Source organism: Nocardioides dubius (assembly GCF_039528155.1).
Taxonomy (GTDB): domain Bacteria; phylum Actinomycetota; class Actinomycetes; order Propionibacteriales; family Nocardioidaceae; genus Nocardioides; species Nocardioides dubius.
In genome coordinates, this window is sequence record NZ_BAAALG010000013.1 from 403,477 (window position 1) to 414,982 (window position 11,506).

The window sequence follows — 11,506 nt, forward strand, 5'->3', positions numbered from 1 at the left end:
TCTCCCGATAGGCGCAGGCCAGCCCGTAGGCCCCGGACGGCGCGAGATGCGCCCCGAGTCATTGCGACAGTAAAACTGTCACAGTTTTGGTGACAGTCGTCACGCCGGCTGCTTCAATGGAGCCATGGGCAGCAGTGAGACGCCGAGCGCTCCGAGGGCGCTGGTCAACACCGAGACACTCCTGCGACGACACGGCGAGGCGGGGGAGCGCTGGATCGCCGGGATGTGGCGTGCGGACCCACTCGCGGACGCCGTCGTGGCCGACGCCAAGCTGGCCGGGCGTGAGGTGCGGGCCTTCCTGGCCGGTGACGTCGCCGAGGTCACCACCGCGAGCGCGGCCGCGCTGATCGCCCAGGTCGGCGCCGACCCGGACTGGCTGGAGCGTGAGCGGCTGGACCGCGCCGCCGACGTGCTGGTGCGCTACAGCGCCCAGTGGGGTCTGGTGCTCGGCGCGGCCTCGCTGCTGCGCGGCGCGATCAACCCGATCGCCGCCAAGCCGCTGCTGCTCACGGGGCGCTACGGCAGCCAGCCTGCCGTCCGCTCCATCGAGGTGGGGGAGTGGCTCTCCCAGGTGGTCCGCCGCGGCGGGATGGCAATCGGGGCTCCGGGCTTCGGGCACACCGTCCGGGTGCGGCTGATCCATGCCCACGTGCGGCGCCACATCGAGGCCGCCGGGCAGTGGGACCACGACGCCTGGGGAGTGCCGATCCCGCAGCCCTACATGGCCTTCACGCTCGCCGAGTTCGGGCACATCTCGTTGGCCGCGATGGCCAAGATCGGGGTCCGGCTCACGCCCGCCGAGCTGGCCGACGTCTACCACCTCTGGCGCTATGTCGGGTACCTGATCGGCGTCGACGAGGAGCTCAACCCGGTCGGCGAGGCCGACCAGATCCGGATCGAGGAGCTGTACCGGCTCACCTCACCCGGCCCCGACGCGTACAGCCGCGAGTTCGTGCGGGCCCTCACCGAGGGCTACCTGGCGCCGGAGCTGGCGAACCTCCTGCCCCTGCCCGCCACCGTCGGCAAGCCGCTCGCCACCACGCTCATGTACGGGATGTCGCGGGTCTTCCTCGGCGAGGACGCCGCCGACAGCCTGCACATCCCCGACGGCGTCGCCAAGCACGTGGTGCGCCTCGCGGCACCGGGCCTGATGGTGCTCGACCAGGCCCGTACCCGGTTGCTGGGGCGGGAGCGGATCGCGGACGCGGCCTATCCGATCCGGGACCGCGAGCTGGCCAGGCTCAAGGCACAGCACGCGATCACGCACGACCTCGTGGACGCCGTCCCTGGAGCCGTCGGCCACTGAACCCGCCGAGTGGTGCCTCTCTGCACCACTCGACGTCGATGGGTGCAGTACGGCACCCATCAACGGGTGAGGGACGCGACCTCCGGCGAGGCGTAGAACGGCTCGAGCCGCAGCCGCAGGATCCGCTCCACCTCGCCGGAGCCGACCGCCGCCTTCAGCAGCGGCGGCAGTGCCCGGTGCAGGTGCCCGCGGACGTCGTCGGGGCCGATGCCGAGGTCCTCGACCACCGTGGTCAGCGGCGTCTCGGCATAGACCGCGTAGAAGCCGTCGACGAGAGAGTCGACCAAGGAGCCCACCGGCGCGCTCGCGGCGCCGGCGATCACGGCGTCCTGGACCAGGCCGGCGACCCGGTGCAGGTCCTCGGCGGAGGCGCCAGCAGTGAACCGGCCGATCGGGCGATCGGCGTAGAGGTCGAAGATCTCCAGCGCCGCCTGCTGGGCGGCCGGATCCTTGAGGGTCTCCACGACGACCTTGTTCAGCCGCCGCATGGCGAAGGTCGCACCACGTCCGGCGGTGTCGCCGAGCAGTGCCTCGAACTGCTTGTCCGCGGCGCTCGCGACCTTGCCGGCCATGCTGCTGCCCAGGGAGACCAGCGAGCCGAGTCCGGGAACCTTCTCCGCCACCGCGCGGTTGGTGGCCAGCACGTCCGCGACCACCCTGCCCAGGAAGCGTGAGGCGACCGTGGCGACCAGCGGACTCTCCGCGATCTGGTCGAGGAAGCTCTCCGCGACGTCGGCCAGCCCGAAGGCCTCGGTGGCCAGGGCCTCCACGTGCTCACGCTGGATCAGGTCGGAGAGGGTGAACGACTCGCTCGGGCCGGCCTTGACCACCTCGGCGACCACGGCCACGAAGGTGCTGGCGGCGGTGCTCGGCGGAACCTGCTCCAGGATCAGGCGCAGCCCGGCCTTGGCGTCGTCGGCGGAGATCAGCTCGGCCAGGCGCACCTGCTCGCCGAGCGCCATCAGGTCGTCGAGCACGTCGTCGGCGACGGCCTCGGCCTCCTCGCCGCTGAACCGGGCCAGCAGCCAGGCGACCTGGGCGTCGAGGAGCTGTGCGGCCAGCGGAGTCAGGGTCATGTCCTCGATTCTGACGCGTAGGTGACGAGTTGGGGCACAAATGCCGCGCGGAGGCCCTGGTCTGCGCACCGTGACCGCCAGGAGCCGCCGTCCCCGTTAGGCTGGCACCTCTGGTCTGCCCGCGTCGGGTGGACGTGCCTGTCGCCGGAGGAATCAAGCATGCCCAAGAACCTCACCGTCGTGGTCCTCGCCGCAGGTGGTGGTACGCGGATGAAGAGCAAGACGATGAAGGTCCTGCACCCGATCGCGGGGCGCAGCATGATCGGCCACGTCCTGCACGCGGTGCAGGAGGCGGAGCCGGAGCGGATCATCGCGGTGGTGGGCACCCAACGCGAGACGGTCGGCCCGCACATCCTCGAGCACACCCCGGACGCCGTGCTGGCGGTCCAGGAGTCGCTCGACGGCACGGGCGATGCGGTCCGGGTCGCGCTGAGCGCGATCGGTGGCGTCGCCAGCGGCACGGTGCTCGTGGTCACCGGCGACACCCCCCTGCTGCGGGGCGAGAGCCTGCGTGCCTTCGCCGAGGAGCACGACGCCGCCGAGCGGGCGGTGAGCGTCCTGACCGGTGTGGTGGCGAACCCGCACGGCTACGGCCGGATCGTGCGCAACGGCGAGGGCGACGTCGAGGCGATCGTCGAGGAGAAGGACGCGACCCCGGCACAGCGTGAGATCGCCGAGATCAACTCCGGCATCCTGGCCTTCGACGCCGAGTTCCTGACCGGCGCGATCGGGCAGCTGGGCAACAACAACGCCGGCGGCGAGTACTACCTGACCGACACCGTGCAGATCGCCCGCGACGCCGGGCTGACCGTCGGCGCGCACCTGCTCGACGACGTGATGCAGACCGAGGGTGCCAACGACCGCGTGCAGCTGGCGTCGCTGGGGCGCGAGCTCAACCGGCGGATCCTGGTGGACTGGATGCGGGCCGGCGTCACGGTGATGGACCCGGCGACCACCTGGGTGGACGCCGACGTCGTGCTCCATCGCGACGTCACCCTGCTTCCGGGCACGCAGCTGATAGGCGCCACCGTGGTCGCCGAGGATGCCGTGGTCGGTCCGGACACCACCCTCAAGGACTGCGAGATCGGCGTCGGCGCACGGGTGGTGCGCACGCACGGTGAGCTGGCCGTGATCGGCGACGGCGCCACCGTCGGCCCGTTCGCCTACCTGCGCCCCGGGACCACCCTGGGCGCGGACGGCAAGATCGGCACCTTCGTGGAGACCAAGAACGCCACCATCGGCACCGGCTCCAAGGTGCCGCACCTCTCCTATGTCGGTGACGCCGAGATCGGCGAGGGCACCAACATCGGGGCTGGCACGATCTTCGCCAACTACGACGGTCGCAACAAGCACCGCACCACGGTCGGCAACCGGACCAAGACCGGCTCCAACAACACCTTCATCGCCCCGGTCGCGATCGGCGACGACGCGGTGACCGGCGGCGGCACCACGGTCCGGCGCGACGTGCCGGACGGCGCGCTGGCGGTCAGTGCCGCTCCGCAGCGCAACATCGCGGGCTGGGCTGCTCGGCGTGCGGCGCTGGACTCGGACGACGAAAAGTAACCGGCGTCTCATCGCGAAGACCCCCGATTTCCTGATCGCGATTCGCGAGGCAGAATCGGCTGTGGCGGAGTGAGTCGCAACAAGCTAGGGAGCAACCGGTGACGGGATTGAAGCGGGCCACCGAGAAGAACCTCATGGTCTTCAGCGGGCGGGCGCACCCCGCACTTGCCGAAGAGGTGGCCAAGCGCCTCGACACCCAGTTGGTGCCGACCTCGGCCTACGAGTTCGCCAACGGCGAGCTCTACGTGCGCTACGAGGAGTCGGTGCGCGGATGCGACGCCTTCGTGATCCAGAGCCACACGGCTCCGATCAACGAGTGGATCATGGAGCACCTGATCATGGTGGACGCGCTCAAGCGCGCCAGCGCCAAGCGGATCACCGTGGTGATGCCGTTCTGGGGCTACAGCCGTCAGGACAAGAAGCACCGCGGCCGTGAGCCGATCTCCGCACGCCTGGTCGCCGACATGTTCAAGACCGCCGGTGCCAACCGGGTGATCACGGTCGACCTGCACGCCGACCAGCTCCAGGGCTTCTTCGACGGCCCCGTCGACCACCTGATGGCGCTGCCGGTGCTCGCCGACTACATCAAGGAGAAGTACGGCAACCAGCCGCTGGCGGTCGTCTCCCCGGATGCCGGCCGGATCAAGGTCGCCGAGAAGTGGTCGGCCCGCCTCGGTGGCGTGCCGCTGGCCTTCATCCACAAGACCCGCCGCACCGACGTCGCCAACGAGGTCGTCGCGAACCGCGTCGTGGGCGACGTCAAGGGCCGGATCTGCGTCCTGACCGACGACATGATCGACACCGGCGGCACCATCGTGAAGGCTGCGGAGGCGATCATGGAGGAGGGCGCGGCCGGCGTGATCATCGCCGCCACCCACGCGATCCTCTCCGACCCCGCCGTGGACCGGCTCAAGAACAGCCCGGCCGTCGAGGTCGTCATCACCGACACCCTGCCGGTGCCGGCAGAGAAGCAGTTCGACAAGCTCACCACGCTCTCGATCGCCCCGCTGCTGGCCCGCGCGATCCGCGCCGTCTTCGAGGACGGCTCGGTCACCTCGATGTTCGACGGCCAGGCGTAGTCGACGCACCTGCAACGTCTCGACGACGGCGACCCGCTCCGGCGGCGTCGCCGTCGTTCTTCTTCCTGGGATTCCTCCCGCCGTTCTTGCGGGCTCCGGTGCGAGGTCCAGACCGGTGCCCTAGGGTCGCTGCATGAGGATTCGCTCGTTGGTCGGGGCCGGGCTTGGTCTGGTCGTTGCTCTCTCGTTGGCGGTCGCACCCGCCGGCGCGGATGCGGGGCTGGGCTCCGCGACGCCGTCAGGAGGGTTCGAGCAGCCTCCGGCGACGTCGTCTTCCCACGACGGGCCGGGTGAGCAGAGTGCCGAGGAGGCGCTGGCCGAGGCCGAGGCGATCTTCACCCCCTCGCTGGCCGGTGGCCTGCGGGCCCGGGCCGTGCCACGCAGCAGCGCGCCGGACGCCACGATGGCGCTGCGCGAGCTGTGGCTGAAGCGCGGCGAGCTCAGCGGTGACGACGCGAAGCGTGCCGATGCGCTGCTGGCGCGTCCGGTGCCGGGACAGGTCGTCAGCGGCGTGGACCAGCGCGCGATCGACGGAGCGATCAGCAGTCAGTGCGCCTCCGGGGTGTGCGTGCACTACACCAGCCAGGTCGGCGCGAGCTACGACGACTCCGCGTCGCCGGCGGATGTCGCTGCGACCGTGGCGACCGTGCAGTCGGTGCGGACCCGGTTGATCGCCGCAGGCTTCAAGGCGCCGCTGGCGGATTCGGCCGCTCAGCATGGCGGGACCGCCGACCTCGACGTCTACCTGATGGACCTCAAGTCCTACGGGCTCTACGGCTACTGCGCTCCCACCGCTCCCTATGTCTCCGGCATCTACACCGCCAGCACCTACTGCGTCGTCGACAACGACTTCGTCGGCTACTCGACCACCCCGGCCGCGGCCCTGCAGGTGACGGTCGCCCACGAGTACTTCCACGCCGTCCAGGGCGCCTACGACTGGTTCGAGGACCGCTGGCTGATGGAGGGGTCGGCGGCCTGGGTCGAGGACGAGCTCTACGACGCGATCAACGACAACCGCCAGTACCTCAAGGGCAGCCAGATGCGGGCCCCGTGGTCGCCGCTCGACTACTACGACACCTCGGGCGCGAGCGTCTACGGCTCCTGGATCTTCCTGCGCTACCTCTCGGAGAAGGCGGCCCGTACCGGCATCGCTCCGCTGACCTTCATGCGGCGGGTCTGGGAGCGTGCGGACGCCAGCCCGGGGATGGCCGACAACTGGTCGCTGCAGGCCGTGCAGGCACAGATCAACGCCCTGCCGAAGGCGTTCCCCGGTGGCTTCGCCCGCACCTACAACCAGTTCGCGGCCGCGAACCGGCTGCCGGGCAAGTTCTACAGCGAGGGCTCGGCCTACCCGAAGGCGCCGGCACTGGGCGCCAAGTTCACCAAGCGCACCAAGGCGCTGTGGACCACTTCGCGGATGGACCGGCTCGACCACCTGACCAGCTACACGGCGCGGATGGTGCCGCACAAGAGCTACGGCAAGAAGGTGCGCCTCAAGATCGCGCTGAACCTGCCCGGCAAGGCCGCGAACCCGGGTGCCACCATTCGCACCTTCCACAAGAACGGCAAGATCACCACCGCGTGGGTCTCCCTCAACGGCAAGGGCGACGCGGTCAAGAAGGTCGCGTTCACCCGCAAGAAGGTCAAGGCGATCGAGGTGACCGTCAGCAACGGCAGCACCGCGTTCAGCTGCTGGACCGGGAGCTCGCTCACCTGCCAGGGCACTCCCAAGTACGACAACCTGCGCCACAAGCTCCGGCTGACGGTGCTGCGCTGAACCTGAGTCCGGAGGTCGACCGGGGAGCGCCGGGCATTTGGTGACGGCGTCCCCGGCGTCCTAGACTCCTGAAGTTGCCTCGGCGAGGGAGCAGCTGCAGCCGCAGCAGACTCCGTGATCGACAGGGCCTGGTTCCGCAAGGTGCCGCGCGTCTGCTCACGGGTGCGCGGCATCAGTTGTCTCTGGAGTCGGGTCCCGACTGTCCACCACGCATGAGGAGCACCAGCATGTCTGCTGAGAAGATCGCCGCAGAGGTCCGCACCGAGTTCGGCAAGGGCGCCGCCCGCCGTCTCCGCGCCGACAAGAAGATCCCCGCCGTCCTGTACGGCCACGGCGAGGAGCCGGCCCACCTGGCCCTGCCGTACCACGTCACGATGATGGCGCTGAAGCACGGCGGCGCGAACGCCCTGCTCGAGCTCGACATCGACGGCAAGGACCAGCTCGCGCTGACCAAGGCGATCCAGGTCGACCCGATCCGCCGCGTCATCGAGCACCTCGACTTCATCGCCGTCAAGCGCGGCGAGAAGGTCACCGTCGACGTTCCCGTCGTCGTCACCGGTGAGGCCGTGCGCAACACCCTCGTCGTCACCGACAACACCACGGTGCAGATCGAGGCCGAGGCCACCCACATCCCCGAGTCGATCGAGATCTCGATCGAGGGCGCCGAGGCCGGCACCCAGCTGCACGCCAGCGACCTGACGCTTCCCAAGGGCTCCGTGCTGCTCTCCGACGGCGACCTGCTGCTGGTCAACGTGACCGAGGCCCAGGCTGCCGACACCGGCGAGGAGCCCGCCGCCGAGGCTGAGGGCGACGCCGCCGAGGCCGACGCCGCCGAGTGACCCCGTCGCCGAGCGGGGAATGAACATCTTCGCCGCTTGGCGGCACCGGAAGGCCGGGAGGACCGACACCATGACTGACGCATCCGAGGTATGGATCGTCGTCGGGCTCGGGAATCCCGGCCCTTCCTATTCCGGGCACCGCCACAACATCGGCTACCTGGTCAACGACGAGCTGGCCAAGCGGATGGGCGGCTCCTTCCGGACCCACAAGTCGGGCCGAGCGGACGTCGTCGAGGGTCGCCTGCAGGTGCCCGGTCCGCGGGTGGTGCTGGTGCGCCCGCGCAGCTACATGAACGAGATCGGGGGACCGGTCAAGGCGGTGGCGACCTTCTACAAGGTGCCGCCGGAGCGGATCATCGCGATCCACGACGAGCTCGACATCGCCTTCGGCACTCTGCGGATCAAGCAGGGCGGCGGCGACAACGGCCACAACGGACTCAAGTCCATGCGCTCCTCGCTCGGCACCGGCGACTTCTTCCGGATCCGGGCCGGCATCGGGCGCCCGCCGGGCCGCCAGGAGGTCGCCGACTTCGTGTTGTCGAACTACTCGACCACGGAGCGCAAGGAGCTGCCGTTCCAGATCGACGACGCCGCGGATGCCGTCGAGACCCTCATCTCCGAGGGACTGGAACGCACTCAGCAGAAGTTCAATCGCTGACGGTAGGGTCGGCGCCGTGACTGACTTTCCCGCAGCAGCGGCAACCGATGACCACGCTCTCGCTGTCTGGCTCGCCGAAGAGGCCGGTCAGGTGCTGCTCGAGGTGCGTACCCAGGGCCTCGAGGGCCGTGAGCTGAAGGACGCCGGCGACCGCGCCGCCCAGGACGTGCTGGCCGCGCTGCTGGCGAAGCACCGCCCCGACGACGCTGTGCTGTCCGAGGAGGCCACCGACGACGCCGCGCGCCTCAGCGCCTCGCGGGTCTGGATCATCGATCCGCTCGACGGCACCCGCGAGTTCTCCGAGCCGCCGCGCGACGACTGGGCCGTGCACGTCGCGCTGTGGCAGGACGGCGAGCTGGTCGCCGGTGCGGTGGCGCAGCCGGCCCTCGGCGAGACCTTCAACACCGGCACGCCGTCGGTGATTCCGCCGCGCACCTCCGAGCGTCCCCGGATCGCCGTCTCCCGGAGCCGCCCGCCGGCCTTCGTCCAGGCGCTGGCCGAGGCGATCGACGCGGAGCTCGTGCCGATGGGCTCGGCAGGCGTCAAGGTGATGTCCGTGGTCCGTGACATCGCCGACGCCTACGTGCACGCCGGTGGCCAGTACCAGTGGGACAACGCGGCCCCGGTCGCGGTGGCCCGCGCCGCTGGGCTGTTCTGCTCGCGGGTGGACGGCTCGCCGCTGGTCTACAACGGCGCCGACACCTCGCTGCCCGACCTGATCGTCTGCCGCCCGGAGCTGGCGGAGTCGATCATCGCGTTCGTTCGCGAGCACGGGACCGACTGACCCTCCTGTTCCTCACCGGTGCCGGCATCGCGGACGCGGTGCCGGCACTGTCGTTCCTGGGGCCGCCGCCTATCCTGTCCCGGTGAACCGGGCTGCTGCATTCGCCACCATGGTGCTGGCTGGCGTGATGGTCGTCGGCGCCCTGGTGATCGTCGGGGCGATGGCCTGGTGGACGATCAGCGACCGGGACGAGCCGAGCTCGTCGGTGGTCGCGCTCGAGGTGCCCCCGACGGTGGCCGCCGCCCGTCCCGCCTTCCCGGTCCGGTCCCAGAACGCCGTCCAGCCGGACGAGGCCTGGGTGTCGCGAACGGCGGAGGCGGCCGGGATCCCCGAGGTGGCGATGCGCGCCTACGGCCGTGCCGCGATCCTGGCGGGCCGGGACCTGCCGGAGTGCAAGATGGCCTGGAACACGCTGGCCGGGATCGGTTGGAACGAGTCACACCACGGAACCATCAAGGGGCGCAGCCTGAACGCGGACGGCACCAGCAGCCGACCGATCCTCGGACCGGTCCTCGACGGCAGCGGCGCCTTCGCCGCGATCCGTGCCACCGAGGCATCGAAGCAGTGGCATGACAATGCGCGGTGGGATCGCGCGGTCGGACCGATGCAGTTCATCAGCGAGAGCTGGGAGCGCTGGGGCAGCGACGCCGATGGCGACGGCGTCGCCAACCCGCATGACCTCGACGACGCCGCCTGGACGGCGGCGCGCTACCTGTGCGCCTCCGGCGCCGACCTGACCACCGGGGAGGGCTGGCGACGCGCGGTGCTCTCCTACAACCGGTCCACCGAGTACGCCGACGCCGTCTTCCGTGCGGCCACCGCCTACGCGACCCGGGTCGCCTCGTAGCTGCCGACTCCGGCTAGTCCCTGACGTTCGGCCCCTGAGCCGGCCGATTTCAGGGCCAAACGTTCGTCAGCATCAGCGATGTGCACCACGGTGCGCCATTCAGCGGAACACCGGGTGACCATCCCGGTGGCTCCTCCGGAGGATGGTGGGACGAGCCTCGGAGCGGACGCCGGCGCGTGGAGAATGGCCCGAGGCGCTCCCCACCCATGAGAGAAGAGATGTCGCTACTTTTTGAGCCGTTGGCCCTGCGGGGCGTGACGGCGCGCAACCGCACGATGGTCTCGCCGATGTGCATGTACAGCGCCCAGGACGGCGTCGCGAACGACTACCACCTGGTGCACCTGGGGCGCTTCGCGCTGGGCGGCGCCGGCGTCGTCATGGTGGAGGCCACCGGGGTGGCTCCCGAGGGGCGGATCTCGCATGCCGACCTCGGGTTGTGGAACGACGAGCAGGGGGCCGCGCTGGCGCAGGTCGCCGCCTTCCTCACCGCGTACGGTGCGGTGCCGGGGATCCAGCTGGCGCATGCCGGCCGCAAGGCGTCGTGCCAGGCGGCCTGGCAGGGCGGCAGCCCGCTGACGGCGGACGACGCCGCGACCGGCGAGGAGCCCTGGCAGGTGGTCGGGCCGAGCGCGGTTGCGGCCGGTCCCGGCTGGCCCGAGCCGCGCGAGCTGAGCACCGACGAGGTGGCGGCCTCGGTCCAGAGCTGGGCCGACGCCGCGCGTCGGGCGGTGCAGGCCGGCTTCCGGGTGATCGACCTGCACGGCGGGCACGGCTACCTGCTGCACTCCTTCCAGTCGCCGATCTCCAACCAGCGCACGGACCGCTACGGCGGCAGCGTCGAGAACCGCCAGCGGTACCCGTTGGAGGTGGTCCGCGCGGTGCGCGCGGCGATCGGTGACGACGTCGCCCTGTTCTACCGGGTCTCGGCGACCGACGGGATCGAGGGCGGCCTGACCGTGGAGGACTCGGTGGCCTTCGCCAAGGAGCTTGCCGTGGCCGGCGTCGACCTGATCGACGTGTCGTCGGGCGGAGTGAGCCAGGACCGGTCGATCGACACCCGGGTCCGTCGAGGCTTCGCCTTCCATGCGGACCTCTCCCGGGCGATCCGCGACGGCAGCGGGCTGCCGGTGGCCACCGTCGGCCTGATCGTGGATCCGCACCAGGCCGAGGCGCTGCTGGTCGACGGCGACGCCGACCTGATCGCCCTGGGCCGGGAGATGCTGGAGAACTCCCAGTGGCCGCACCACGCCCGCCGCGCCCTGGCCGGTGACCACGAGGGCTGGCATCAGCAGGTCGGCTGGGCCCTGGATCTTCGCGCGAAGGGCATGGCCCGCCTCGCCGAGCAGGGCGAGACCCCGATGTCCCGCTTCGCGTCCCCCTCCCGATAGTCCCTGACGTTCAGCCCCTCCCAGAGCCTCTGGGAGGGGCTTTTCGTTCGTCAGCGACGGCTTCGGGGCGCGGCGGTGCTCGTTCGGCGGGTGGTGTTCGCGGGGCGTTCACCCGGCGCGCCTGATCCGTTCGCCTGGCTTGCGCACAGTGACGTCGCCGCCGTTCGGGCGTCGGCACTGTTCTCGTCG

Annotated in this window: 10 protein-coding genes; 9 read left to right on the top strand and 1 reads right to left on the bottom strand. The window is 70.5% G+C overall.

The window, feature by feature from the left end:
- The first annotated feature begins 124 nt into the window (after nucleotides 1–124).
- On the top strand, nucleotides 125–1,306 hold the full coding sequence (locus ABD151_RS19040; protein ID WP_343996407.1) for an oxygenase MpaB family protein: 1,182 nt from the start codon (nucleotides 125–127) through the stop codon (nucleotides 1,304–1,306).
- Between the two features lie 59 nt (nucleotides 1,307–1,365).
- On the opposite strand, the gene ABD151_RS19045 is transcribed toward ABD151_RS19040, so the two are convergent.
- Nucleotides 1,366–2,382, bottom strand: coding sequence for a hypothetical protein (locus tag ABD151_RS19045; RefSeq protein WP_343996408.1), 1,017 nt, complete (start codon nucleotides 2,380–2,382; stop codon nucleotides 1,366–1,368).
- 159 nt (nucleotides 2,383–2,541) lie between these two features.
- Between ABD151_RS19045 and glmU the strand changes: the two genes are divergently transcribed.
- From glmU to ABD151_RS19085, 8 genes are all read left to right on the top strand, one after another.
- Nucleotides 2,542–3,945, top strand: coding sequence for a bifunctional UDP-N-acetylglucosamine diphosphorylase/glucosamine-1-phosphate N-acetyltransferase GlmU (gene glmU, locus ABD151_RS19050; protein ID WP_343996409.1), 1,404 nt, complete (start codon nucleotides 2,542–2,544; stop codon nucleotides 3,943–3,945).
- A 98-nt stretch (nucleotides 3,946–4,043) separates the two neighbouring features.
- The gene (locus ABD151_RS19055; protein WP_343996410.1) at nucleotides 4,044–5,024 is read left to right on the top strand and encodes a ribose-phosphate diphosphokinase; all 981 of its coding nucleotides are present in this window, start codon (nucleotides 4,044–4,046) and stop codon (nucleotides 5,022–5,024) included.
- Between the two features lie 133 nt (nucleotides 5,025–5,157).
- Nucleotides 5,158–6,801: an MXAN_6640 family putative metalloprotease gene (locus ABD151_RS19060; protein WP_343996411.1), complete on the top strand. Its 1,644-nt coding sequence runs from the start codon at nucleotides 5,158–5,160 to the stop codon at nucleotides 6,799–6,801.
- A 227-nt stretch (nucleotides 6,802–7,028) separates the two neighbouring features.
- On the top strand, nucleotides 7,029–7,640 hold the full coding sequence (locus tag ABD151_RS19065; RefSeq protein WP_343996412.1) for a 50S ribosomal protein L25/general stress protein Ctc: 612 nt from the start codon (nucleotides 7,029–7,031) through the stop codon (nucleotides 7,638–7,640).
- Nucleotides 7,641–7,710: 70 nt separating this feature from the next.
- Nucleotides 7,711–8,298 (top strand): aminoacyl-tRNA hydrolase, encoded by a 588-nt coding sequence (gene pth / locus ABD151_RS19070; protein ID WP_343996413.1) that lies wholly within the window; start codon nucleotides 7,711–7,713, stop codon nucleotides 8,296–8,298.
- Nucleotides 8,299–8,314: 16 nt separating this feature from the next.
- Nucleotides 8,315–9,082 (top strand): 3'(2'),5'-bisphosphate nucleotidase CysQ, encoded by a 768-nt coding sequence (locus tag ABD151_RS19075; protein WP_343996414.1) that lies wholly within the window; start codon nucleotides 8,315–8,317, stop codon nucleotides 9,080–9,082.
- A gap of 82 nt (nucleotides 9,083–9,164) precedes the next feature.
- Nucleotides 9,165–9,929, top strand: coding sequence for a lytic transglycosylase domain-containing protein (locus tag ABD151_RS19080; RefSeq protein ID WP_343996415.1), 765 nt, complete (start codon nucleotides 9,165–9,167; stop codon nucleotides 9,927–9,929).
- A gap of 218 nt (nucleotides 9,930–10,147) precedes the next feature.
- Entirely contained in the window at nucleotides 10,148–11,317 is a 1,170-nt protein-coding gene (locus ABD151_RS19085) for an NADH:flavin oxidoreductase/NADH oxidase (RefSeq protein ID WP_343996416.1), read from the top strand.
- Nucleotides 11,318–11,506 lie beyond the last annotated feature (189 nt).

What these genes read in the sequence shown, in the direction of transcription:
- ABD151_RS19085 (WP_343996416.1), top strand. Translation starts at nt 10,148, where the DNA reads ATGTCGCTACTTTTTGAGCCGTTGGCCCTGCGGGGCGTGACGGCGCGC.
- pth (WP_343996413.1), top strand. Translation starts at nt 7,711, where the DNA reads ATGACTGACGCATCCGAGGTATGGATCGTCGTCGGGCTCGGGAATCCC.
- ABD151_RS19060 (WP_343996411.1), top strand. Translation starts at nt 5,158, where the DNA reads ATGAGGATTCGCTCGTTGGTCGGGGCCGGGCTTGGTCTGGTCGTTGCT.
- ABD151_RS19065 (WP_343996412.1), top strand. Translation starts at nt 7,029, where the DNA reads ATGTCTGCTGAGAAGATCGCCGCAGAGGTCCGCACCGAGTTCGGCAAG.
- ABD151_RS19040 (WP_343996407.1), top strand. Translation starts at nt 125, where the DNA reads ATGGGCAGCAGTGAGACGCCGAGCGCTCCGAGGGCGCTGGTCAACACC.
- glmU (WP_343996409.1), top strand. Translation starts at nt 2,542, where the DNA reads ATGCCCAAGAACCTCACCGTCGTGGTCCTCGCCGCAGGTGGTGGTACG.
- ABD151_RS19045 (WP_343996408.1), bottom strand. Translation starts at nt 2,382, where the DNA reads ATGACCCTGACTCCGCTGGCCGCACAGCTCCTCGACGCCCAGGTCGCC.